The 23,963-nt window shown below is 72.0% G+C and carries 22 protein-coding genes and 1 pseudogene; 16 read left to right on the top strand and 7 right to left on the bottom strand.

Features of this window, described 5'->3' with window-relative positions:
* Positions 1–8: 8 nt before the first annotated feature.
* Together OHA73_RS35880 and OHA73_RS35875 are read left to right on the top strand one after the other, a co-directional pair.
* The gene (locus OHA73_RS35880; protein ID WP_266715728.1) at positions 9–1,070 is read left to right on the top strand and encodes an ATP-dependent DNA ligase; all 1,062 of its coding nucleotides are present in this window, start codon (positions 9–11) and stop codon (positions 1,068–1,070) included.
* Positions 1,071–1,190: 120 nt separating this feature from the next.
* Positions 1,191–2,108, top strand: coding sequence for a DUF3048 domain-containing protein (locus tag OHA73_RS35875; protein WP_327658592.1), 918 nt, complete (start codon positions 1,191–1,193; stop codon positions 2,106–2,108).
* A gap of 11 nt (positions 2,109–2,119) precedes the next feature.
* On the opposite strand, the gene OHA73_RS35870 is transcribed toward OHA73_RS35875, so the two are convergent.
* On the bottom strand, positions 2,120–2,587 hold the full coding sequence (locus tag OHA73_RS35870; RefSeq protein WP_327657216.1) for a MarR family winged helix-turn-helix transcriptional regulator: 468 nt from the start codon (positions 2,585–2,587) through the stop codon (positions 2,120–2,122).
* Positions 2,588–2,789: 202 nt separating this feature from the next.
* Here OHA73_RS35870 and OHA73_RS35865 point away from each other — a divergent pair, with 202 nt between their 5' ends.
* From OHA73_RS35865 to OHA73_RS35830, 8 genes are all read left to right on the top strand, one after another.
* The gene (locus OHA73_RS35865) at positions 2,790–3,545 is read left to right on the top strand and encodes a CoA transferase subunit A (protein ID WP_327657215.1); all 756 of its coding nucleotides are present in this window, start codon (positions 2,790–2,792) and stop codon (positions 3,543–3,545) included.
* On the top strand, positions 3,545–4,195 hold the full coding sequence (locus tag OHA73_RS35860; RefSeq protein ID WP_327657214.1) for a CoA transferase subunit B: 651 nt from the start codon (positions 3,545–3,547) through the stop codon (positions 4,193–4,195). The genes OHA73_RS35865 and OHA73_RS35860 overlap by 1 nt, the downstream gene beginning before the upstream one ends.
* Positions 4,192–5,406 (top strand): thiolase family protein, encoded by a 1,215-nt coding sequence (locus OHA73_RS35855; protein WP_327657213.1) that lies wholly within the window; start codon positions 4,192–4,194, stop codon positions 5,404–5,406. The genes OHA73_RS35860 and OHA73_RS35855 overlap by 4 nt, the downstream gene beginning before the upstream one ends.
* Before the next feature lie 20 nt (positions 5,407–5,426).
* Positions 5,427–6,200, top strand: a complete 774-nt coding sequence (pcaH, locus tag OHA73_RS35850; protein ID WP_266715718.1) for a protocatechuate 3,4-dioxygenase subunit beta — start codon at positions 5,427–5,429, stop codon at positions 6,198–6,200.
* A 6-nt stretch (positions 6,201–6,206) separates the two neighbouring features.
* Positions 6,207–6,809: a protocatechuate 3,4-dioxygenase subunit alpha gene (pcaG, locus tag OHA73_RS35845; protein ID WP_266715716.1), complete on the top strand. Its 603-nt coding sequence runs from the start codon at positions 6,207–6,209 to the stop codon at positions 6,807–6,809.
* Positions 6,806–8,131 carry a 3-carboxy-cis,cis-muconate cycloisomerase gene (gene pcaB / locus OHA73_RS35840; RefSeq protein WP_327657212.1) on the top strand — a complete coding sequence of 442 codons (1,326 nt, stop codon included), beginning with the start codon at positions 6,806–6,808 and terminating at the stop codon, positions 8,129–8,131. The genes pcaG and pcaB overlap by 4 nt, the downstream gene beginning before the upstream one ends.
* A 260-nt stretch (positions 8,132–8,391) precedes the next feature.
* On the top strand, positions 8,392–9,513 hold the full coding sequence (gene pcaDC, locus OHA73_RS35835) for a bifunctional 3-oxoadipate enol-lactonase/4-carboxymuconolactone decarboxylase PcaDC (protein WP_327657211.1): 1,122 nt from the start codon (positions 8,392–8,394) through the stop codon (positions 9,511–9,513).
* A 76-nt stretch (positions 9,514–9,589) separates the two neighbouring features.
* On the top strand, positions 9,590–10,402 hold the full coding sequence (locus tag OHA73_RS35830; RefSeq protein ID WP_327657210.1) for an SDR family NAD(P)-dependent oxidoreductase: 813 nt from the start codon (positions 9,590–9,592) through the stop codon (positions 10,400–10,402).
* 44 nt (positions 10,403–10,446) lie between these two features.
* Here the strand turns inward: OHA73_RS35830 and OHA73_RS35825 are convergent, their stop codons facing one another.
* Positions 10,447–13,155 carry an ATP-binding protein gene (locus OHA73_RS35825; protein ID WP_327657209.1) on the bottom strand — a complete coding sequence of 903 codons (2,709 nt, stop codon included), beginning with the start codon at positions 13,153–13,155 and terminating at the stop codon, positions 10,447–10,449.
* Between the two features lie 311 nt (positions 13,156–13,466).
* Between OHA73_RS35825 and OHA73_RS35820 the strand changes: the two genes are divergently transcribed.
* Positions 13,467–14,525: a DUF2510 domain-containing protein gene (locus OHA73_RS35820; RefSeq protein WP_327657208.1), complete on the top strand. Its 1,059-nt coding sequence runs from the start codon at positions 13,467–13,469 to the stop codon at positions 14,523–14,525.
* Between the two features lie 185 nt (positions 14,526–14,710).
* Here the strand turns inward: OHA73_RS35820 and OHA73_RS35815 are convergent, their stop codons facing one another.
* Positions 14,711–15,364: a TetR/AcrR family transcriptional regulator gene (locus OHA73_RS35815; RefSeq protein WP_327657207.1), complete on the bottom strand. Its 654-nt coding sequence runs from the start codon at positions 15,362–15,364 to the stop codon at positions 14,711–14,713.
* Between the two features lie 105 nt (positions 15,365–15,469).
* Between OHA73_RS35815 and OHA73_RS35810 the strand changes: the two are divergent.
* Positions 15,470–16,183 (top strand): annotated as a pseudogene (locus OHA73_RS35810) (phosphatase PAP2 family protein); the annotation flags it as partial.
* Positions 16,184–16,497: 314 nt separating this feature from the next.
* Positions 16,498–17,379, top strand: a complete 882-nt coding sequence (locus OHA73_RS35805) for a hypothetical protein (RefSeq protein WP_267068471.1) — start codon at positions 16,498–16,500, stop codon at positions 17,377–17,379.
* Positions 17,380–17,475: 96 nt separating this feature from the next.
* On the opposite strand, the gene OHA73_RS35800 is transcribed toward OHA73_RS35805, so the two are convergent.
* The 4 genes from OHA73_RS35800 to tgmA form a co-directional block, all read right to left on the bottom strand.
* Positions 17,476–18,315, bottom strand: a complete 840-nt coding sequence (locus tag OHA73_RS35800) for a phospholipid scramblase-related protein (protein ID WP_327657206.1) — start codon at positions 18,313–18,315, stop codon at positions 17,476–17,478.
* 41 nt (positions 18,316–18,356) lie between these two features.
* Complete coding sequence (locus OHA73_RS35795) at positions 18,357–19,805, bottom strand: carboxylesterase/lipase family protein (RefSeq protein WP_327657205.1); 1,449 nt, start codon at positions 19,803–19,805, stop codon at positions 18,357–18,359.
* A 96-nt stretch (positions 19,806–19,901) separates the two neighbouring features.
* The gene (tgmB, locus tag OHA73_RS35790) at positions 19,902–20,924 is read right to left on the bottom strand and encodes an ATP-grasp ribosomal peptide maturase (protein WP_266715698.1); all 1,023 of its coding nucleotides are present in this window, start codon (positions 20,922–20,924) and stop codon (positions 19,902–19,904) included.
* A gap of 14 nt (positions 20,925–20,938) precedes the next feature.
* Entirely contained in the window at positions 20,939–21,130 is a 192-nt protein-coding gene (tgmA, locus tag OHA73_RS35785) for a putative ATP-grasp-modified RiPP (protein WP_266715696.1), read from the bottom strand.
* 308 nt (positions 21,131–21,438) lie between these two features.
* On the opposite strand from tgmA, the gene OHA73_RS35780 reads away from it, so the two are divergent.
* The 3 genes from OHA73_RS35780 to OHA73_RS35770 all read left to right on the top strand — a co-directional run bounded on the left by OHA73_RS35780 (position 21,439) and on the right by OHA73_RS35770 (position 23,877).
* Complete coding sequence (locus tag OHA73_RS35780) at positions 21,439–22,278, top strand: hypothetical protein (RefSeq protein WP_327657204.1); 840 nt, start codon at positions 21,439–21,441, stop codon at positions 22,276–22,278.
* Positions 22,279–22,396: 118 nt separating this feature from the next.
* Positions 22,397–22,969 (top strand): DUF1648 domain-containing protein, encoded by a 573-nt coding sequence (locus OHA73_RS35775; RefSeq protein ID WP_327657203.1) that lies wholly within the window; start codon positions 22,397–22,399, stop codon positions 22,967–22,969.
* 215 nt (positions 22,970–23,184) lie between these two features.
* Positions 23,185–23,877 (top strand): rhomboid family intramembrane serine protease, encoded by a 693-nt coding sequence (locus OHA73_RS35770; RefSeq protein ID WP_327657202.1) that lies wholly within the window; start codon positions 23,185–23,187, stop codon positions 23,875–23,877.
* The last annotated feature ends 86 nt before the right edge of the window (positions 23,878–23,963 follow it).

The raw sequence follows: 23,963 nt of genomic DNA, 5'->3' as shown, positions 1-23,963 counted from the left end.
ATCGGGGCATGGACCTCCCCGTGATGCCGCCGGTCAAGCCGATGCTCGCCAAGTCCGCCGCCAGGATCCCCGAGGGGATGCACTACGAGGCGAAGTGGGACGGCTTCCGGGCGATCGTGTTCCGTGACGGTCCGGAGATCGAGCTCACGAGCCGTACGACCAAGTCGTTGACCAGGTACTTTCCCGAGCTCGTCGCGGCGCTCGCCGAGCGGCTCCCGGAGCGCTGTGTGCTCGACGGGGAGATCGTGATCGCGCGGGACGGGCGGCTCGACTTCGACGCGCTCACCGAGCGGATCCACCCGGCGGCCTCGCGGGTGAAGACCCTGGCCGAGCGCACGCCCGCCTCCTTCGTGGCCTTCGACGTCCTGGCGCTCGGCTCCGAGTCCACGGTCGAGCTGCCTCTCTCCGACCGCAGACCGCTCCTGGAACAGGCCCTCGCGGACGCCTCCGCACCGCTGCACCTGGCACCGGCCACCACCGACGCGGAGCTCGCGCAGACCTGGTTCGAGCAGTACGAGGGCGCGGGCCTGGACGGCGTCGTCGCCAAGCCGCTCACCCTGCGCTACCGGCAGGACGAACGCGTCATGCTCAAGATCAAGCACGAGCGGACCGCGGACTGCGTGGTCGCCGGCTACCGCTTCCACAAGAGCGGCCCGGTCGTCGGCTCCCTGCTCCTCGGCCTGTACGACGACGAGGGCGCCCTCCAGCACGTCGGGGTGTGCGCGGCCTTCACGATGAAGCGCCGCACCGAACTGGTCGCCGAGCTGGAGCCCCTGCGCATGGAGGACGCCGAGGGCCACCCGTGGGCGGCGTGGACCGACGAGGCGGCGCACGAGGGCCGGCGGATGCCGGGCGCGACCAGCCGCTGGACCGGCAAGAAGGACCTCTCCTGGATCCCGCTGCGCCCGGAACTCGTGGCCGAGGTCGCCTACGAGCACATGGAGAACGGCGCCCGCTTCCGGCACACGGCCCGCTTCCGCCGCTGGCGCCCGGACCGGGCACCCGAGAGCTGTACGTACGCGCAGCTGGAGGAGCCGGTGAAGTTCGACCTGGCGGATGTGCTGCGCTGAGCGTGTGACGGGAACGCCGAGCTCGCCGCTCGCTCCGGTCCGCCGGTCCGCCGGTCCGCCGGTCACGTTCCCCCGGAGTGAGCGGGGTGTGCCCGTGGGTATCCAAGAGGCGTGGACGATATGCGCAGGCGTGCGGTCATGGTCGGGGCTCTCGGGGTGTTCGCCTCGGCGTGTACGGCGAGTCGACTCCCCGGGGGCGGGAGTTCGGCGTCGGCGCGTGCGCCGCTGCTCGCCGTGAAGATCGACAACGTGGGGCCCGCGCGGCCGCAGACCGGGCTCGACGAGGCGGACCTCGTGTACGTGGAGCAGGTCGAGGCGGGGCTCAGCCGGCTGATGGCGGTGTTCGGCTCGCGGCTGCCCAAGGTGGTCGGGCCGGTGCGCAGCGCCCGCGAGACCGATCTTGAGCTGCTCCGCCAGTTCGACCGGCCGACGCTCGCGTACTCGGGGGCGCAGAGCGCGCTGCGGCCCTCCATCGAGTCGGCGCCGCTGCGGGCGGCGCCGCCGGGTGAGGCCGGGAGCGCGTACTTCCGTGGCAACGACAAGCCCGCGCCGCACAACTTGTATCTGCGGCCCGCGAAGCTGGGCGACCCCGCGGCGGGGGTGCACGCCGGGGAGGCGGCCGGGTTCGAGTTCGCCGAGCGGGCGCCGAAGGGTGGGCGGGCCGAGACGGAGCACACGGTGCGTTTCCCTGCCGCCCGGTTCACCTTCAACTGGTCGGCGGAGGAAGGGCGTTGGCTGGTGGGCATGGACGGGCGCGCCGCGACGACGGCGACCGGCAAGCGGCTCGGCGCGCCGACGGTGGTCGTCCAGTACGTCGACATGGCGCCCTCCCGCTTCCACGACCGTTCCGGCAACACGTCGCCGCTGTCGCACACGGTCGGCGGCGGTGACGCGGTGGTACTGCGGGACGGGCGGGCCTACGACGCGCAGTGGCGGCGACCGTCTCCGACGAGCGGCACGACGTACTCGGCGGCGGACGGCGCCGCGGCCCTACCGTTTGCGCCGGGAGCGGTGTGGGTGGTCCTGACGAAACGCTGACACCCACCGGGTCAGGAACTCGCCACCGCCTCCACCTCACCCGGATACCGAAGGCCCTCCGCCGCATCGCACACCCGTTGGATCAGGTCGAAGAACGCCCCGCGCTCATCGGCGTCGAGCGGCGCCAGGAAGATCTGGTTCATCCGGGCCGTGCGCACCGCCAGCTTCTTGTGCGTGCGCAACCCCCCGGGCGTGAGGCGGAGCAACCAGCGGCGGCCGTCCTGCGGGTCACGGACCTTGTCGACCAGCTCGCGCCGCGTGAGCCGGGTGATCACCTCGGCGATCGTGGAGCGGTCAAGACCGACCCGCTCCCCCACCGTGCGCTGATCCAGACCCGGCTCGGCCACCAGCGCGTTGAGGACCGCGAACTGCGGCGACGTGATCTCCTCGGAGACCATCGTGTTCCACAGCAGATAGTGCGCCTGCTGGAGCCGCCGGGCGAGGTGCCCGGGATGGGTGGTCAGATCCACCGCGGCCATGGCGGTCCTCCGTCTGCAGTCGTTGCGCCGCTGAACACGGCCGTGCACTGAGCAAGGATCCGGTAATCGACGCCTGCTTGTCGAGTCCATCCATGCCTTTTCCTTGGAACTCTTGACGGTTCACACACCCAGTGGCAACGTGAGCCGCACCCATAAACTACTCAGTGCGCTGAGCACTTCGCGGAGATGAGGGCTGGCAGGGATGGACAAGGTTGTCGCCACGGCCGCTCAGGCCGTCGCCGATGTGGGGGACGGTTCGTCCCTCGCGGTCGGCGGGTTCGGCTTGAGCGGCGTACCGAACGTGTTGATCAAGGCGCTGTACGAGCAGGGCACGGGGAACCTGTCGGTGGTGTCGAACAACTGCGGCGCCATGGACTCCGGCCTCGCCGTCCTGCTGAGCGCCGGTCGGATCGACCGCGTCACGGGCTCGTACATCGGCGGGAACAAGGAGTTCGCCCGGCAGTACCTGGCCGGTGAGATCGAGGTCGAGATGATCCCGCAGGGCACGCTCGCCGAGCGGCTCCGCTCGGGCGGCGCCGGCATCCCCGCCTTCTACACCCCGGCCGGCGTCGGCACCCAGGTCGCGGACGGCGGACTCCCCTGGCGCTACGACGGCAACGGCGGGGTCGCGAAGGCCTCGCCGCCCAAGGAGGTGCGGGAGTTCGACGGCGTCGAGTACGTGATGGAGCGCGGCATCCGCACCGACTTCGCGCTCGTCCGGGCCGCCAAGGGCGACCGGCACGGCAACCTGGTCTTCAACAAGTCCACGCAGAACTTCAACCCCCTCGCCGCGCAGGCCGGAAAGATCACCATCGCCGAGGTGGAGGAGCTGGTGGAACCGGGCGAGATCGAGCCCGACGCCGTGCACCTGCCCGGCATCTTCGTGCAGCGGGTGATCGCCCTGACCCCCGAGCAGGCCGCCGACAAGGGAATCGAGAAGCGGACGGTGAGCAACTGATGCCCTGGACCCGTGAGGACATGGCCGCACGCGCCGCACACGAGCTGCGCGACGGTCAGTACGTGAACCTCGGCATCGGTCTGCCGACGCTGATCCCCAACTACCTCGGCGGCGACGTGGAGGTGATCCTGGAGTCCGAGAACGGGATCCTGGGCACCGGCCCGTACCCCACCGACGACGCGGTCGACCCGGACCTGATCAACGCGGGCAAGGAGACGGTCACCGTCCTGCCCGGCGCCTCGTTCTTCGACTCGGCGCTCTCCTTCGGGATGATCCGCGGCGGCCACATCGACGTCGCCGTGCTCGGCGCCATGCAGGTGTCGGCCACCGGCGACCTCGCCAACTGGGCCGTCCCCGGCAAGATGATCACCGGCATCGGCGGCGCCATGGACCTGGTGCACGGCGCCCGCACCGTCCTGGTCACCATGACGCACACCGCGAAGGACGGCTCCCCGAAGATCGTCGAGGAGTGCTCGCTGCCGCTGACCGGCAAGGGCTGCGTCGACCGGATCATCACCGACCTCGCCGTGCTCGATGTGACCGAAGACGGCCTGGAACTGGTGGAGTTGGCGCCCGGCGTCACCGCCGAGGAGGTCGTCGAGAAGACCGCCGCGAAGGTACGCGTCCCGCAGCAGGAGGCAGCCAAGTGAGCAGGAACGTCAAGGACGTCTACATCGTCGATGCCGTACGCAGCCCCATCGGGCGCTACAACGGCGCCCTCGCGGCCGTCCGCCCGGACGACCTCGCCGCGCACGCGATCCGTGAACTGGTCGCCCGTACGCCGGAGTTGGACCCGTCCCGGATCGAGGACGTGTACTTCGGCAACGCCAACGGCGCGGGCGAGGAGAACCGCAACGTGGCCCGCATGGCGGGGCTGCTCGCCGGGCTGCCCACCTCCGTGCCGGGTGTCACCGTGAACCGGCTGTGCGCCTCCGGCCTGGAGGCCGTGATCCAGGCGGCCCGCGCCATCGCGGTCGGCGACGCGTCCATCGCCGTGGCCGGTGGCGTCGAGTCGATGACCCGCGCGCCCTACGTGCTGCCGAAGAACGACAAGCCGTTCCCGGCCGCGAGCACCGAACTGTTCTCCACCACGCTGGGCTGGCGCATGGTCAACCCGAAGATGGAGCCGCAGTGGACGGTGCCGCTGGGCGAGTCGGCCGAACTCATCGCCGACAAGCACCACATCACGCGCGAGCAGCAGGACGAGTTCGCGCTCGCCAGCCACCAGAAGGCCGCCGCCGCGCAGAAGAACGGCCTGTTCGACGCCGAGCTCGCGTCGGTCACCATCCCGCAGCGCAAGGGCGACCCGACCGTCGTCTCCGCCGACGAGTCCGTGCGCGCGAACAGCTCCCTGGAGGCGATGGCGAAGCTCAAGCCGTCCTTCCGCAAGGACGGCGGCACGGTCACGGCGGGCAACGCCTCGCCGCTCAACGACGGCGCCGCCGCGCTGCTCCTCGTCGACGAGGAAGGGCTGAAGGCCACCGGGCGCGAGCCGCTCGCCCGGATCTCCACCACCGGTGTCTCCGCGATCGACCCGCACTACTTCGGGCTCGCGCCCGTCGAGGCGACGAACCGGGCGCTCGCCAAGGCAGGCAAGGGATTTGCCGATCTGTCGACACTGGAGCTGAACGAGGCGTTCGCCGCGCAGGTGCTCGGCTGTGTCGCCGAATGGCCCGAGTTCGATCCCGCGATCCTGAATCCGCAGGGCGGCGCCATCGCGCTCGGCCACCCGCTCGGCGCGTCCGGCGCCCGGCTCGCCGGCACGGTCGCCCACCAGCTCGCCCGCAAGGGCTCCGGCGTCGGCGTCGCCACGCTCTGTATCGGCGTGGGCCAGGGTCTCGCCCTCGTCCTGGAACGCTAGGTAGGAAGGTCCCCACCCCCATGTCACTCACCCAGGCCGACATCGACCGTGAGATCACCGCCAAGCGCGACGCCTACTACAAGGGCCTCGCCGACGGCGCACCCGTCGAGAACCACCCGCGGCGCGACTACGCCCCGTACCGCTCCTCCACCTTCCGGCACCCCAAGCAGCCGCCGATCAACATCGACGTCTCCAAGGACCCGGAGCTGATCGAGCTCACCGCTCCCGCCTTCGGCGAGCGCGACATCACGAAGATCGACAACGATCTGACGATCCAGCACGCGGGCAAGCCGATCGGTGAGCGCATCACCGTCGAGGGCCGCCTCGTCGACCGCGACGGGCGGCCGCTGCGCGGTCAGCTGATCGAGCTGTGGCAGGCCAACTCGGCAGGCCGTTACGCGCACAAGATCGAGGTGCACGACGCGCCGCTCGACCCGAACTTCACGGGCGTCGGCCGGGCGCTGACCGACGACGACGGCTGGTACAAGTTCACGACCATCCAGCCGGGCCCTTACCCGTGGGCCCAGCACACCAACGCCTGGCGCCCGGCGCACATCCACTTCTCCGTCTTCGGCTCGGCGTTCACCCAGCGCCTGGTGACGCAGATGTACTTCCCGAGCGACCCGCTGTTCGCGTACGACCCGATCCTCCATTCGGTGACCGACGACGCGGCGCGCCAGCGCCTCGTCGCGACGTACGTGCACGAGAAGTCGGTTCCGGAGTTCTCGATGGGCTATCAGTGGGACATCGTCCTCGACGGCCCGAACGCCACCTGGATGGAAGAAGGGCGCTGACCAGCCATGACGACGATCGACATCAACAACCCCGAGTCCGTGCTGCCCACCCCGTCGCACACGGTCGGGCCCTGGTACGGCTACGCGCTGCCCTTCGAGGGCGGTGGTGACATCGCCCCGGTCGGCCACCCGGAGACGATCGCCGTGCACGGCTACGTCTACGACGGCAACGGTGCCCCCGTCCCCGACGCGTTCGTCGAGGTCTGGGGCGCGGACCCCGAGGGCAACGCCTCCACCATCGACGGCTCCATGCGCCGCCAGCCCTTCACGGGCGGGTACCTGGGCCGCAACGGCGTGGAGTTCACCGGCTGGGGCCGCATCGAGACGGACGCGAACGGGCACTGGGCCGTCCGCACCCTCCGCCCGGGGGCGCGTGGCGAGTCGGCGCCGTACCTCGCCGTGGTGATCTTCTCCCGCGGTCTGCTCCACCACCTGTACACGCGGATCTACTTCGCCGGTGACGAGGCGCTCGCCACGGACCCCGTGCTCCGGCAGGTCGACGCCGAGCGGCGCGACACGCTGATCGCGCAGCGGCAGGCGGATGGCACGTACCGTTTCGACATCCGCCTTCAGGGAGAGGGCGAGACGGTCTTCCTGGAGTTCACGTGACGTTGTTCGACCCCGGCAGCGAGGGTGCGCCCACCGAGCGCACCACGTCCGAAGAGGCCTTCCTTCAGGCTCTGTTGGACGCGGAGGCGGGCCTCACGCGGGCGCAGTCCTCGCTCGATCTCGCGCCCGCCGCCGCGGGTGACGCCGTCACGGCGGCGGCCGTCGCCGAGCGGTTCGACGCCCGGGACCTCGCGCGCCGTTCGCGCGGTGGCGGCAACCCGGTGATCCCGCTGGTCGCGGACCTTACGGCGGCGGTGTCGGACGTGTCCGCGGAGCACGCCGCGTACGTGCATCGGGGTGCGACGAGCCAGGACATCCTGGACTCGGCGCTGATGCTGGTCGCGGCGCGCACGCTGGACGTGCTGCTCGACGAGCTCTCCGACACGGAGGGTGCGTTGGCGGGCCTCGCGCGCGAGCACCGGGACACCGTGATGCCCGGTCGTACGCTCACGCAGCACGCCGTGCCGACGACGTTCGGCCTCAAGGCGGCCGGCTGGCGCTCGCTGGTGCTCGACGCGCGCGACCGTCTGCGGAGTGTGCGGGGGGCGTTGCCGGTTCAACTGGGCGGTGCGGCGGGGACGTTGGCGGCGTTCGGGGCGTACGGGGCTGAGGACCCGCTCGCTCTCGTGGCGGCGTACGCGCGTGAACTCGGGCTTTCCGAGCCGGAGTTGCCGTGGCATGTGCTGCGGACGCCGGTGGCGGATCTGGCGGGGGCGCTGGCCTTCACGGCGGGGGCGCTCGGCAAGATCGCGGCGGATGTGCTGGTCCTGTCCCGTACGGAGATCGGCGAGTTGGCCGAGGGGGCGGGGGGCGGGTCCTCCGCGATGCCGCACAAGGCGAACCCGGTGCGTTCCACGCTCATCGCGGCGACGGCGCGCCGCGCTCCTGCGCTCGCTGCAACGCTTTATGCCTCCGTGGCCGCGGAGGATGAACGGCCCGCGGGTGCGTGGCACGCGGAATGGGCCACGTTGCGGGAGTTGTTGCGGGTGGTCGGTGGCGCGGCACGGGATGCCTCGGAGTTGGTCGGCGGGTTGGTGGTGCGGGTGGATGTGATGCACGCGCACCTGTCGCTGACGGGCGGGGCGATCGTGTCGGAGCGGCTCTCTGCGGAGTTGGCGGGGGTGCTCGGGCGTGGTGCGGCGAAGGAACTTCTGGCGTCCGCCTCGCGGCGGGCTCGGGAGTCGGGGCGCGCCCTCGCCGACGTACTCTCTGTCGAGCCCGCGCTCAAGGACTCCGGCGTGGACGTGGCCGAACTGACCGATCCGGCGCGGTACACGGGGGCGGCGGGGGCGTTGGTGGATCGGGCGCTGGCGCGCCGGTGACATGTCCCCCACCCCGCCCCTTCCCGAAATCCCTGCGGGCGCGTGCGGGGCGTGCGGACCGCGCCGGGCGCAGGTCGTCGCCGGTTTCCGGTGGGACGGGGTTGGCGTGCGCAGTTCCCCGCGCCCCTTAGAGGGGCGCGGGACCGTATCCGTCAGTGGCTCCGCCACGGGGCGCAGCCCAGCCACGTACGACCCGTAGCCGACGACGACCGAAGACTTCGACCGCCCAAGTCGTAATCCGACCCACCGGGAGCCCACCCATGAACGTAACCCGTCTGAACCACCACATCGAGGGCTCGCCCACCGCCCCGCCGCTGATCCTCGGCCCCTCCCTCGGGACGAGCCTCGCCCTGTGGGACGGGGTCGCACCCGAACTGTCCAGCGCCCACCGCGTCGTACGGTGGGACCTCCCCGGCCACGGCGGGTCGCCCGCCGACCTGGTCACGGCGGGCGCCACCGTCGGAGACCTCGCCGACCTCGTCCTCGCCCTCGCCGACGACCTCGGCATCGACCGCTTCGCCTACGCCGGCGTATCCCTCGGCGGCGCCGTCGGCCTGCACCTCGCCGTGCACCACCCGGAACGCCTCACCAGCCTCGCCGTCATCTGCTCCTCCTCCCACTTCGGCGGCGCCAAGAACTGGGAGGAGCGGGCCGCCCTCGTCCGCAAGGAGGGCACGGGAGGCGTGGCCGAGACCGCGCCCTCCCGCTGGTTCACCCCCGGCTTCCGCGTGGAACGCCTCGTGCAGGACAACCGCGACGCCGACCCCGCGGGCTACGCGGCCTGCTGCGACGCCCTCGCCGCGTTCGACCTGCGGGACCGGCTCCCCGACATCACCGTTCCCACCCTCCTCATCGCCGGCCGCGAGGACCCCGCCACACCGCCGGCGCACCTGCGCGAGATCGCCGACGCCGTACCGGACAGCGAACTCGTCGAGCTGGCGGGCGCCTCGCACCTCGCCCCCGCCGAACGGCCGGAGGCGGTCGTCGGGCTGCTGCGCACCCACCTCGGGCAGGCCGCGAAGCGCGGCATGGAGGTGCGCCGCGAGGTGCTCGGAGACGCGCACGTCGACCGGGCGCAGTCGCGGCAGACGCCGTTCACGGCCCGGTTCCAGGACTTCATCTCGCGCTACGCGTGGGGCGAGATCTGGACCGACCCGACGCTCAGCCGCCGCGAGCGCAGCATGATCACGATGACCGCGCTCGTCGCCCACGGCCACCTCGACGAGTTCGGCATGCACGTCCGCGCCGCCCTGCGCAACGGCCTCACCCCGGACGAGATCGGCGCCGTGGTGCAGCAGTGCGCCGTGTACGTGGGCGTGCCCGCCGCCAACTCCGCGTTCGGCGTCGCCCAGCGGGTGCTCGCCGAGGAGGGCCTGGCGTAACGCGTGGCATAACCCCGACAGGCGTACGTACAGGGGGGTCATGCCCGACCCGGGGCCTCCCCCCTAGCCTGGACGCATGGCCACACTCCTGATCACCGGTGCCACCTCCGGCCTCGGCCGGTACCTCGCCTTCGAGCTCGTTCGCGGCGGGCATGTCGTGCTCGCCCACGGCCGGGACGAGAAACGTACGGACGCGCTCGTCGAGGAGCTACGCGCCACCGGCGGGCGCGCCGAGGGCTTCGTCGCGGACCTCGCCTCCCTGGAGCAGGTCCGCGACCTCGGCGCCCGCGTCGCCGCCGCCCACCCGGAACTCGACGTCCTCGTCAACAACGCCGGCGTCGGCACCGGGGCCCCCGGCTCCGGCCGCGAGCCGAGCGCCGACGGGCACGAGCTGCGGTTCGCCGTCAACGTGCTCGCCCCGGTCGCCCTCACCCGCACCCTGCTGCCCACCCTCCAGGCCAACTCGCCTTCCCGCGTGGTGAATTGCGGCTCGCTCGGGCAGTCGCCGCTCGACTTCGACGACCTGGAATTCGACAACAACTACAGCGGCACCGAGGCGTACTGCCGCTCCAAGTTCGCCCTCGCCGCGCACACCTTCGCCCTCGCCCGCGAACTGTCCGGCACGGGCATTCACGTCAACGTCATCCACCCGGCGACGTACATGGACACGGCGATGGTCCGCGAGGCCGGCGTCGGCCCACTGAACACTGTCGAGGACGGCGCGGCCGGCGTACTGGCCCTGGCCGTCGGCGAGTTGGGCGGCGAGGCCACCGCGGGCTTCTTCGACGGCGAGCAGCCGACGCTCGCGCAGGCGGAGACGTACGACCGCGAGGTCCAGGACCGCCTCGACATCGAACTCGACCGCATCCTGGGGCCGTTCAAGCCCTAGGTCCTGTCGTCAAACTCCCGTCGTCGCCCGGAGACGGGGCGCGGCTAGCGCAGCCCCCGTCCCGTCTCCAAAACCTCCCGCGCCCGCGCCGTCAACGCGTCCGCCCCGCACGAACGGGCCAGCTGCAGACCGCGGTTGAGCTCGGACAGTGACCGCGCGGCGATCCCGTACTCGACCCGTGCCCGAGCGTGTTCGTACGCGCAGGGGGACGCTTCGAGGTACGTGACCGCCTTCGCGTACAGGGTGAGCTGTTCCCGTCCCGTGGCCAGCGCGGCAGCGACCCGCAACGCCTCGCCGATCGCGGTGTCCGTGCCGAACCGCTCGGCCTGGACGCGGGACTGGGCGGCGAGTTCGGCGGCGCGCCGCGGGTCGGTGTCGGCGAGGGCGAGGGCCAGGTCGCCGGCCCACGACGCGACGACGGTGTTGTGGCCGCCGCGGGCCAGGGCGACCTTGCCGCCGGTCTCCAGTTCGCTGATGCCCTCTTCGGTGCGGCCGACGGCGAGCAACAGCCGGCCGCGCACCGAGTGGGCGTCGGGCAGCAGGATCATCGACGGGTAGGGCGCGGCGAATCCGTACCGGTCGGCGATCCGGAGCGCCTCGTCGGGCTTGCCGCGGGCGAGCAGCGTGTCGATGAGCATGGCCGCCGCGGACCAGTGCATGGGCAGCCCGCGGCCCACCCGGTCGGCCAGGCGCAGCCCCTCACGCAGGAACGCTTCCGCATCGTTGAGCCGGCCGCGCCTGCGGTGGACGTACCCGACGAAGGCGTGCGCGAGGGAGAGGTGGCCGCCGCTCCAGCCGGCGGTCTCGTAGGCCCGCATGCTCTCCGTGAACAGGCTCTCGGCGCGGTCGAGTCGGTCGGAGAAGAGGTAGGAGAGGCCGAGCGCGATGAGGATCTCGAAGCCCCACTCGGGGTCGGTCCAGCCGAGGCCCGGCGCGAGGCGTCCGTTGACCAGGGAGCGGTCGCAGTACTCCGCGACCTCCTCGGCGTTCTCCCCGCGGTTCATCATGTCGAAGGCGCGCAGGATCAGCAGGACGCGCTCGGGGTTGTCGCGCCCGGTGACGCGCCCGGCGAGTTCGGCAAGGCTGCGGGAGCGGTCCTGCGGATCGTGCTCGCCGGCGTAGATGCACTCCCAGAAGAGGCGGGTGGCCCGCAGGCGCAGCCGCTGGTTCCCCTCCTTCTGCTGAGCGGTCTCGGCGTCGAGGGCGGTGAGCGCGTCGTCCAACTGGTTGGTGTGGACGAGGGCCTGAGCGAGCCGGCACACCGCGTCGACGCGGTCCTCGCCGAAGAGCCCGGGGGCGGAGTCGAGGGCGGCGCGCAGGTGCGCGACGGTGGTGGACGGCGAGGTGAGCAGCGTGGCGCAGCCCAGCTCGTACAGCACGTGCGGCCGGACCTCGGGCAGCGGCGGTTCCTGGAGGGCGCGCTCCAGGCAGCGCCGGGCCGCGGTGGGCGCACCGACGGCGAGGTGCTCGCGGGAGGCGGCACGCAGTTGCTCGACGAGCTCGGGGTCGTCGTCCGGATGCACCTCGAGGAGGTGCCGGGAGGCCGCGGCGGGGCCGTGCCCGGACGCGGTGACCGCCCACGCGGCCTGGCCGTGCATGGCGGTACGGGTGGCCGGCGGGATCGCGTCGTACACGGCGGACGCGATCAACGGGTGGACGAACTCCAGGGTGTCGGTGGCGCCGTACCCCGATCCGGGGGACCCGGTGTCGGTCAGGATGCGGGCGGTGCGCAGCTGCTCGGCGCAGCGTCCGGCCTGCTCGGGGTTCATGCCGGCGAGCAGCGCGGCGAGGCCCGGCTCGATGTGGGTGCCGAGGATGGCGGCGGCCCAGGCGAACCGGGTCGCGTCGGTGCCGAGCCCTTCGAGGCGGGTGACCAGGCCGCGGCCGCGGGCGGACCGGTTGAGCGCCCGCAGTTCGACGGCGGCCCGCTCGTCGGGCTCGAGCTCACTGTCCTGGACCTTGGCGAGCAACTCGACGGTCTCGTACGGGTTTCCGCCCGTGACGGCCCACACCTCGCGGCAGAACGGGTCGTCGGCGTGGGCGCCGAGCGTGGCGCGGGTCAGGCCCGCGGTGGCGTCCGGGGTGAGGGCGCTCAGCCGGGAGACGCCGGGGCGGGCGGCGGCGGCCACCGCGTCCAGGCAGGCGGCGGCGCGCCCGTCCTCGGCCTCGCGCTGCGCCACGACGACGAACACCGGTAGGTCGTCGAGGCGCTCGGCGAACGCGGCGAGCCACTCCAGGGTCTCCACGTCGGCCCAGTGCGCGTCGTCGATGAGCAGCACCAACGGCCAGTGCAGGCGGGCCAGTCGGGACGCGGCGGCGACGAGTCCGTCGCGCACGCCCTGCGGGTCGGCCTGGCGCCCGGTGGGCTCCGCGATTCCGAGGGCGGGGCCCGCGATGTCGTACCAGTCACCGAAGTATTCGCGGGCCTCTTCCTCGGAGAGCACCGCGAGGGCGGGCTGCAGGAGTTGGCGTACGACGTTGAAGGGGACGGAGGTGACCGTCTCGCCGCCCCGCGCCGACCACACGGTGGCCCGGCCCGCCGCCATCTCGCGCACGCCGGAGAGCAGGGCGGTCTTACCGATGCCCGCCTCTCCCTTGTAGACGACGAGGCTGCCCGAGGCCGCGGAGTCGCCGTACAGCTCGTCCAGGGCACGCGCCGCGACGTCGAGTTCGGACTCCCGCTCCCACAGACGCGCGCCGTCCCGCGAAGGAGAGCCGGAGGGCGCGGCGTCGGCATGCCGTCCCTGGGTCATCCCGCAGCCTCCCGTTGTCGTTCCCGGTGTCGTCCCGGTGTCCGGTCGCAGCCGATCACATGGAGCGATCGACGTACTGGTCACGAGACTAGTCCGCGAGGCCCTGACTTCGTGGGGCGTCTCGGCAGCCGGTGACATTTGGCCCGAGATGGGACCCCGGTCCGCCAACTCGGGCCGGGGTCGGGCCGGGAGCCGAGCCGGAGTCGGGCCGGAGGCCCAGCCCGGGGGCCCGGCCGCCCCCGATAACGATCCCGACCGCATCGGCGAACCCTCTCATCCCCTTTTCAGGCGGGCCTCATACTGTTCCGTCCATGACGTCGCAGACTCCCGCAGGCTGGTACTCCGATCCGGGGCAGGTTCCAGGCGGCCCGCGCACCGAACGCTGGTGGGACGGCGCCCGCTGGACCGACCAGACCCGGCCCGCCACCACCCCGCCGCAGCAGCAGGCCCCGGCACAGCAGCAGGCCCCGGCGCCGTTCACGCAGCAGCCGACCCCACCCGGAGCGAATCCGGCATACCCCAACTACCCGGCATATCCGGGCCAGTTGCCGCAGAAGTCGCGCGGCAAGGGGCGAATAGCCATCGCCGCGGGGATCGCGGTCGTAGTGCTCGCGGGGATCGGCACCGGCGTCTACGCCCTCACGTCGGGCGATGACGGCGACAACAAGAGCGACAAGGCGGACTCCCGGTCGCAGAGCCCGAAGGAGGCGAACCCCGAGGGGCCCGGCGCCCCCGGCGACAGCGGGGGCGGCGGAGGCGGCGAGAGCCCGACGCCCGACGCTCCGGGGGCCTCGCCGCAGGCACCGCTCGACAAGGGCTTCGCCACCGACGTCAGCAACGGGGTGGCGATCCCGGTCATCAAGAACTGGACCGGCACCGACGGCGCGGGCGTCGCCGGCATCACGGTCGGCCCGTACCCCTGCCCCAACACGAAGGACGACGTCTGCGTGAAGGGCGGCGCGTCCACCTCGTCGGCGAAGCGCCTCAAGCTCGACGCGAAGTCGGCGAAGGCGGCCGCGAAGGAGGACATCGCCAAGAACGCGAAGTCGTCCTACGGCGGCAAGACCTACCAGGGGATCACGGGCCACAAGCAGGTGTTCGCGAAGGCGGTCACGGTCGCCGGGCAGAAGGGCTACCGGGTCCGCTGGAGCGTCGAGACGAAGTCGGGCGTCGACGCGTGGGTGGAGTCGGCCGCCTTCCCCTCGCCCGCCAACCCCGACAAGCTCGTCGTGCTGCGCGTCGGCGTGGACATGCCGCACACCGCCGCCGACAAGTCGACAGGGCCGAAGGCCGAGTCGATCGACAAGATCCTCAAGGGCATCAAGAAGGCCACGGTCACCGGCAACGGCGACGCCGGCGAAAACGTCTGAGTACCGCGGCGAAAACGGTATGAGCGCCGCCGGCACCGCTCCGACCCCCGCACGAATTCGGCCGGGCGGGTCCCCCTCCGCTCAAGGAGGAACCCGCCCGGCCGGGGGTGCGCGCCGCCCCCGTCCCCACGGTGCGGCGCGGGCAGACCGCCGGTCGGTCATCCCTGCGACCGGCGGCCTCCCGTTCAGGTGGCCCGACCCTCCAGGGTCGGACCCGAGGGCTTGCTCGCAAGCCCCAGCCCCGGAACCAGCGCGCTCTCGACGAAGCGGACCAGATAGTCCCCGTCGGCGTCGCGCCCTTCCAGGATCGGTCGGCTGCGCATGACTCCGAAGAGCTGCGCGGCCACGTAAGGCAGCGCGGGATGGTCCGCGGCGATCTCGCCGCGCGCCACCGCCCGCTTCACCATCGAGTCGATCGACGCGAGTTCCGGCTCGATCAGCGCCTCGCGCAGCGCGCCCTTCAGCTCGTCGTCCTGGAGGGCGGCGTGGCCGAGGGCCTGCAACAGTACGGTGTCCGGCTTGGCCTGCGACGCCGCGTTGCGCGCGGCTGCGCAGAGGTCCCCCGCGAGCGTACCCGTGTCGGCTGTGAAGAACTTGCCACAGCGTCCGGCCCGCAGCGCGGCGGCCACGAGCTGCGGCTTCGTCTTCCACTGCCGGTACAGCGTGGACTTGCTGCAACAGGCCTGCGCGGCGACGCCCTCCATGGTGAGCGACCCGTACCCGGACTCCCGCAGCTGGTCGAGGACGACGTCGTAGAACTCCTGCGCCCGCTCAGGGGTGATCTTGGAGCGGCGCGAGGCGGCGGGCGCGGCTTCGGTGGCCTGGTCTCGCGTCGTCATGGCCCTCACTCACTCCTCGGTCGGCGGCAGTGTCGATGAGATCACACCGGACTATCGATACGCCAGTGTACCGGTACGCCACCGTATCGGTACACTGGCGTATCGATGAACGGGAACATGAGGGAACCGGAGCAGCACGCCGTCCGGCCACCCCTGATACGTGAGCTCTTGCTGGTCGTGGGACTTTTCCTCGTCTACAAGCTCGGGCGGCAGCTGGCCAACGGCCACACCGCCGAGGCGTTCCACAACGCCGACCACGTGTGGAGCTTCGAGCGTGCCGTGCACCTGCCCGGCGAGGGCGCGGTGCAGGACGCGCTGCTGAGCAGCGACACCCTCGTGCACGCCGCGAACATCTATTACGCGTCCGTGCACTTCCCGGCCACGATCGCGCTGCTCGTCTTCCTCTACCTGCGCCGCCCGCGCCACTACCTGTGGACGCGGCGCGTGCTCGCGGTACTGACCGCGGCGGCGCTCGTGCTGCACCTGACGTTCCCGCTGGCCCCGCCGCGGATGCTGGGCGCCGCGCACCTCGTCGACACGGCGCAGGTCTACGGCCCCTCGGTGTACGCCGCGAAGCCCGCCACGGACACCATGGCCAACCAGTTCGCCGCGATGCCCTCACTGCACTTCGGCTGGGCCCTGATGGTCGCGATCGGCCTGGTCGCCGCGACCCGCTCGCGGTGGCGCTGGCTGTGGCTGCTGCACCCGCTGTTCACGCTGCTCGTGATCGTGGGTACCGCCAACCACTACTGGCTCGACACGATCGTGGCGACGCTGCTGCTCGGCGCCGCGCTCGCGGTGATCCGGCTGCCGCGCGCGGTCGAAGCGACCGGCTTCTGGCGCCACCTGTTCCCGGTGCCGGCCCCCACGACCGCGGCCACGCCGCACATCATGGAGGTCCGACACACGCCGACGCCGTGGACGCCGGCTCCGGCCGCGTTCCGTACGCCGCCCGACGCGCTCACGGCCGCCGATGTGCTCGCCGCGGCGACTCCGACGCACATACCGGTCCAGGTGATCACCGCGCCGGGCTCCGCCTCTGCCTCCGCCTCTGCCTCTGCCTCTGCCTCTGCCTCTGCCTCTGCCTCTAACGCGTCCCAGCCGACCGCGAGCCTCGCGACCGGAGCGGCACGATGACCGCCACACTGCTCGCCGTCGCCCTCTCCCTCGTCTCCGCCGTCGCCTACGCCGCCGCGGCCGTGGCCCAGGAGCGGCTCGCCGCCAAGTCCGGGGCGGGCGTGCTGCGGCTGCTCGGGACGGGTGCCTGGTGGTGGTCGGTCGGGCTCAACGCCCTGGCCGCGCTGCTGCACGTCGCCGCGCTCAAGTACGGGCCGCTCACCCTCGTCCAGCCGCTCGGCGCGCTCACCCTCGTCGCGGCGGTGCCGCTGGGGGCGCGGGTCGCGGGGCGGCACGTCACGCCCGGCGAGTGGCGGGGCACGGCGCTCACGCTCGTGGGCCTCGGCGCGCTGCTCGTGACGGCGTCAGGACCCGCCCCCGACGACACGCTCTCACTGCCCGAGGCGCTCGGCGTGGCCGCGGTGACGGCGGCGCTCATCGGCGCACTCTCCCGCCGCGGCGCGAAGCCGGGCCTGCGCCACGCCACCGCGTCCGGCGTCGCGTCCGGCGTGGCCTCCGCCCTCACGCAGACCGTGACGGTGGCGGTCACCGACCGCACGGGCCCGCTGCTCGACGTACGAGTGATCGCGGTCGCGCTACTGGTGGCAGCCTTCGCGGCAGGCGGCCTCCTGCTCTCCCAGACCGCCTACCGCGGCGGCCTCGGCGCTCCGCTCGCGATGGTGACCCTCGCCAACCCGCTGGCCGCATCGATCATCGGCCTGGCCCTCCTGGGCGAGCACCTCCAGGGCGGAGCTGGGGGCCTGGCCCTCGCAGCAGCGGGAGCGATCCTCGCGACTGGCGGCGTGGTCCTACTGACACACACGCATCACGCCCAGACCGACCAAGCCACGCTCCCCGAGCAAGCCACTGTGGCCGACCAAGCAGCTCTGGCCAGTTGAACGGCTCCGGCCATTTGAGCCCCTGCGGCGATTGAGCAGCGGGGTCCGGGGCAGAGCCCCGTGACCGCAACCCCGTAGAAGCGCAACATGCCAAGGTCACCCGAACCCGCGGGAGTCCTGCTTCAACGCCGTATCCACCGTGAGCGCAGTCGCAACGACCAGGCTCAACAACGGCTCCGGCAACTGATAGCGCACCTGCAACACATAGTTGTCCGCAGTCGTGAACATCGTCTTGGCGAGCCCCTCCCACGTCTTCGTGATCCGCGCGACCTCGTTGTCCGCATGGTCGACGATCGCGAAGTTCCAGGCCCGCCAGTTCTCCGCCTTGATCGCGCCGATCTGCTGACCGTTCGCCATCATCGCGAAGTTGATCTTCCCAATGGCGTTCTGCTGAACGATCTCGCCGACCGGCGCCCCGTCCGGGCGCTCGACGACGACCCGCGACTTGATGAACTTCGCGGGCCGCGTGAGCACCAAGTGCGGCTGCCCGTACGCGTCCCGGATCTCCAGCCTGTGCGTCATGAACTGGTCGACGCTGGCGACGAAGCGCAGCGCCTTCTTCATGGCGCTCTGGCCGACCTGGACGACGGAGCCCAGCTGGTTGCCGTGCTGATCCATGACGCTGTACTCGTTCGTCAGCTCGATCAGCTTGGCCTTCTGGTTCACCACGAGGACCGGCTCGGTGAACAGCGTGCCGCCGCCCTGCCCGGCCCCCGCGACGCCCGCCTGCTGCTGCACCTGACGCTGCACCCCGGCGGCCTGCGCCTGCGCCTGCTGCTGCGGCACCTGGCCCGCAGCCTGGGCGGGGGCCACGGCCTGCGCCTGACCGGCGTGCGTGTGCCCGGTCCACTGGGCGCCGTCCCACCACCGCAGCGCCTGGGGCGCCCCCTGGGGGTCCGGATACCAACCTGCAGGAGTGTTCGAATGCGTCGTCACCGGGGCACACTATCGCGCCATACCGGACATGGATCCAGCCCTCAGCGGGCGCCCTCCCACAGCTCCCTCTCGGCCGCCCGCGGGTCCGCCTCGACCCGGCAGGCGCCCGCGTCGAACACCATGGTCGACCGCTCCCCCGCCGGGTCGTACGCCGCCCAGCCGGGGTCCCCGGACGTGGCGAACGCGACCCACGCGCCGTGCATCGCGCGGGCGAGGTCCGCCGGGGCGTCCTTGCCGGCGAGCGCCGCGTAGTCCGGGTCGTCGACGCGGTCGAAGACGAAGCCGAGCTCCAGGGCGTGGCAGGCGCCGAGCTCCCCGCCGAACTGCGGGGACCGCCAGGCGAACTCGTAGACGTACGAGCCCGGCACGGACTCGGCGAGGCGCAGCGCGGGGATCCGCCAGAACCAGTCGGTGACGATGGCGTCGAGGAGTTCGCCGGGACTCGCGTCCGGCCGGCTCGCCCGGTACCCGTCCAGGTCGGCGCCGAAGGCCTCGGCGCCGCGCTTCACCCGCCCCTCGCTGATGGTGGCGAAGCGCCCGGTCGGCACCATGTAGAGCCGGTTCTCCTCGCGGTTGCTGCCGACGAGGATGTCCACGCCCGCGTCCGGCCCCGGCAGCGTGCGCTCGTCGGCGACCGGCTCGAAGACCATCCCGTTCAGCGCCGCGTCGCCCCACACCGCCGGGTCGGGCCGCCGCTTGAACTCGTCCGTCAACGCGCCCTGTGCCGCGATCAGTTCCGGCAGCGGCACCTCCGCGAACGCCTCCGCGGTGTGCGGCACGCCGAGCCGCTCGGCCATCCGCTCCCCGATGCGGCGCGCGGTGTCGGGCCGCACGAAGTGGTGGCAGGCCCCGCTCTGCAGGACGGCACGCCGGAACAGGCCGCGGGCGCGCGGCTCGACGAGCAGCCGGCCGATCGCCACCCCGCCCGCCGACTCACCGAACACGGTCACCCGGTCCGGGTCCCCGCCGAACGCCTCGATGTTGTCGCGCACCCACTCAAGCGCGGCGATCATGTCGAGCAGGCCCCGGTTGTCGGGCGCCCCCGGCAGGTGCAGGAATCCGTCCACGCCCAGGCGGTAGTTGACGCCGACGAAGACGACGCCGTCGCGGGCGAAGGTGTCGCCGCGGTAACCGGAGGAGTTCGCGGAGCCGTTGGAGAAGGACCCGCCGTGCAGCCACACCATGACGGGAAGGCGGGCGCCGGGGCCCGGCTCCGGCGTCCAGACGTTCAGGTTGAGGCAGTCGGGCCCGTCCTGACTGGTCTCCGGGATCAGCGCGTCGAACGGCGGGGCGTACGGGGCCTTGGGCGCGCTCTGCCCGTACTCCGTGGCGTCGCGCTCCCCGGTCCACGGCTCGGCGGGCCCGGGCGCGGCGAAGCGGCGGGGGCCGAACGGGGCGGCGGCGTACGGCACTCCGAGGAAGGCGGCGATCCCGTCCTCGGTGCGGCCGCGCAGGGTTCCCTGCCTGGTGACTGCGGTGGCGTCGGTCATACGGTGGTGCTCCCTCAGCGACGGGGCGGGCGGCCGGTCGGCCACTCCTCTCGTACCCCGCCGTCCACCGTCCGTAAAGATCACCGGCGAGTCGTGTCAGCCACACCCCGCGCCGCCGAGGGCGCGCTCGCCGCCCTCGCCCGCGGCCGATACGGGCCCGAATGGCTCGCCCGCCAGCCACTGGGCGACGGCGCGGCCGATGGGCTGCCCCGTCTCGATCTCGATGAAGCCGAACTGGCCGGACTGGTTGCACTCCAGGAACCACCAGATGCCGTCGGCGTCCTCGGCGAAGTCGAACGCCCCGTACGCCAGTTGGGCGCGGGTCAGATAGGCGCGCGCCGCGTCGGCGACGCGGCGGGGCACGGGTATCGGGCGCCAAGGGCCCGCGGCAGCGTCGAACCGCACGTCGTCCACGGTTGCCTCGTCGCTCTGCCGCGCGTCCTCGGCGTCCGGCGAACCCGCCGCGCGCGCCGCGAACAGTTGGTCGCCCACACAGGTCAGACGGATGTCCGCGGCCCTGCGCACCCGTCGCTGCAGCAACGTCGGTCCGTTCGCGACGTCCTGGTAGTCCTCGCCCGGGCGCACGCGTGTGGTCGGCACGGCGAGCCCGACGTCGTCCGGGTGCTTGCCGGAGACCGGCTTCACGATCAGGTCGGGGTAGCGCGCGGCGAACTCACGGGCGGCGCGCGGGAATGTGGTGATCAGCGTGGGGGGCACGGGCAGTCCGCAGGCGCGTGCCAGCCATAACTGCCAGGGCTTGTGGCGGGCCTGGCGGGCGGAGTCGGGGTGGTTCATCCAGCGCGCCTCGGTGCACCGCAGCATCCCGTACAGGGACTGCGAGGCCTCCTCGGTGAGCCAGGGCGAAGCGGCTTCCGCGTGGGCGGCGGGCACGCCGGGGCGGCGCACCCAGATGGAGCGCAGGCCGCTCATGCTGACGACCCGGCCACCGACCGACAGGTGGCCGTGGAACGTCCCGTGCGCGAACTCGCCCGAGAGGCCTACGCCGCCCGGCAGTTCGGCGGGGTCGAGCCGTAGGACAGGGATTCCATTGGCATTCATTTCGACGACAGCCATGTCTGCCGTCACATCCTGTTCACTCGTCAGGATCAGCACGGTCATTTGCGCAGGGCCGTTCAGTCGTCGAAATGGGTTTTCGAACCCGCGGTGGAGGTGGTGGCCGCGAACTCCCGCAACACTGCGTAGTCGCGCGCCGCCACTGCGCCGTCGGCGAGCACGTTCAACTGCAGTGTTGCGTCGTACATATACGGCGCCCTGACCTCTGCCTCTCGCGTGGGGCGGGCATAGTTCAGTGCGAACGGTCGCATGAGCTCTCCTAGTTGGGGGTTCGCCAAGTCAAGCGCATGGTGACTCTCCGGCGTCACACCTCGAGCGGATTTCTCGGTCTCGTTTTGAGTAAGACGCGTCACACCCGGGAGGAGTTCATTCCGCCACGCTGCGTGATGACACAACGTCAGCCAGGCAATGCCAGGCCATAGCTGGGGGCTTTGCGGTCACTCCCCCTATACGGCGCCTTTACAACCCTTTACATCTCTGGGCGCAGGCGTACGGCGGCAATCCGCCACCCTGCCCGAACGTCCCCTGCGCGCACCGATCATGGGGCAGGGTGACTTTCATGACCCGGCACAAGAAGTGGCACAAAAGACGCTCCGCGCTGACCCTGGCCACCGCCCTGGGCGCCCTGACGCTCGGCGCGACCACGGCGTCCGCCGCGCCCACCTGGACCGAGACCGGCACCTCGCACGTGAATTCGCTGACGGGCAGCCAGGGCCTGGCCTCCCGCGCGGACGGGACGCTCGTGTACCGCGGCCTCGGCTCGGTGCCGCTGCCCCTGCGCGTCGCGGGCTGGAGCCACGTGGGCGACCCGGACGTGGCGCGCGGCCTCACCTTCGACGCGTATCAGGGAGGCGACAGCGCGACGAAGAAGATGTTCGCGGTGACCACGGCGGACGGGAAGCGCACCACGTACGAACACGCCCTGGACCCGGGCGAGATGCTCAACAACTCGTTCGCATCCGTGTCACCCGATGACCAGTGGCTGGTGTCCGGCGAGTGGGGCACGCGCGACCGCCTCCAGGTCTTCCCGGCCCCCGTCCTCAACCCCTCCGCGCCCCAGCCGGGCACCAACCTCCCGCAGGCCGGCCAGATATCCCTCGACAAGCCGGTCACGAACATCCAGGGCTGCGACTTCACCGACGCCACCCATCTCCTCTGCTCGTCCGACGCCGCGACCAAGGAGGTCCTCGACATCACCCTGGACCGCCCCCTCGACGGCCAACCGGTCACCGGCCACGTGACGTCCGCCTTCGCGATCCCCCAACGCAGCGTCTGCAAGGGAACGTTCGAGTCCGAGGGCATCGACTACGACGCGACGCGGGGCACCCTGCGCGTCGAGATGGTGCCACCGGCTCCGTGCCTGGTGACGACGGCCGTGATCGCCTACAAGCGGGGGTAGCCGCGCTGCCGGGCGCAGGGGACGGGGCCGGACGGACTGTTCCCGGCAACCGGCGGCCGTGGATCACTGCCGGTCCCGGGAAAGGTTCATGCGGCCCGAGATCCCACACAATGGGAACATGCCGGAAGCCACGTACACCCCGCCGCGCTTCCCCTGGGCCTGGCTGGCGGCCGGCGTGTTGCTGCTGGCCGGGATGGTCGCCTGGGGCGTCGCCGTGTATCCGCACCTTCCCGACCGCATCCCGCAGCACATCGGCGGCGGTGGCGTGGACGCCTGGACGGACAAGAGCGTGGGCGCCGCGTTCACCCTCGTCCTCGTCTACGCGGGTGTGACCGTGCTGCTGCCCGTCACCGCCGCGCTCCTGCTCCGGGCCACGCCGGCCGCCGAACTGCCCGACGGCGAACCCCGGTTCGCGATCGGCGGCAGCCAACGCCCCGCGACACGCACCGGAGCCCGCCGGATGGCCGTGGCACTGCTCGTCACCAACATCGGAATCGGGCTGTCCTTTGTCATCGCCAACATCGTGATGTGGCGCACCACCACCACGCCCGAGGTCCCGTGGTGGTTCCTCGTCGGGATCCTGACACCGATCGCGATCGGCGCGGCCCTCACACTCGCCGTGGGCCTACAGGACCGCCGACAGGGCAACAAACTCCACGCCGCCGCCGGTTCCGAGCGCGGCAACCGCTAAGGCCGTCCAACAACGGCCACCCCGGGCCGGAGCCGTTCACGCGGGGAGGGCGTCTCCGGGGAAGCCATGGCATCCGCACGTACACGGCTGAAGCGGCCCTGACAGCAGAACGGCCCCAGGGACCCCGCTTGTGGCTACGGTGGCTCTCACGACACCGCACGACCCGCCGACCACGACCTCCCGCGGCCGCGGTCCCACGAGAGAGCAGAGCCGGGATGAACGTGCACGACCTGACCCTGTACGCCTGCGCCGCCGCCGTGGTCGGCCCGGGCCTCAAGGTGCTCGACTCCTCCCTCGCCGCACCGGCCGGGCCGCGGAGCCGGGTGCCGTCCGTCCTGCGCGCCTGGCGCCCGCCGATACCCGTGACCGCGGCCGCCATGGTCGGGGTGATGGCGGCCTTCAACGTCGCGCAGACCATCTGGCCAAGCTTGACCGGCCACCTGGAAAGACGGCCCGACGGTGCGTGGTGGCGCGCCGGTACGGCGCTGCTGATCCAGTCCAGCGGCCGGCTGCAACTCCTGTTCAATCTGGCGGCGCTGATCGCGGTCGCCCCCGTCGCCCAGCGCGTCTTCGGCTCCGTCAGCACCCTCACGCTCTACCTGCTCCCCGGCGTGGCGGCGCAGGCGGTGAGCATGGAGGCCTGGAACCCGCACGGCGGTGGCAACTCGGTCGCCATCTGCGGCCTGGTCGGCGCGCTCGCCACCGTCTGCGCCCTGCGCGGCCCGAATCCCGGACTCCGCCGCCTTGCGCTGCTCGTGCCGGCCGCGGGACTCGTGCTCTGCGTGATGGCCAACAACCACGGCGTGGGCCTGCTCGTCGGAGCCGCCCTGGGCGCCGCCATGACGGCCCTCGACCCCGCCGGACGCCGCATCCGCCTGCCCGCCCGCCCCGAAACCGCCGTCTCCTGACCCACGGGGCGTTCAGCCTCGAACAACGGCGGGCAGGTCATCGTGGACACCAACCGCTGATCGCGTTCGTCGATCACGGCCCGGCA

It is taken from the genome of Streptomyces sp. NBC_00483, assembly GCF_036013745.1.
In the GTDB taxonomy this organism is placed as follows: Bacteria; Actinomycetota; Actinomycetes; order Streptomycetales; family Streptomycetaceae; genus Streptomyces.
The sequence above is the reverse complement of the archived record's forward strand: the minus strand, read 5'-3'. Positions and strand labels throughout refer to the sequence as shown.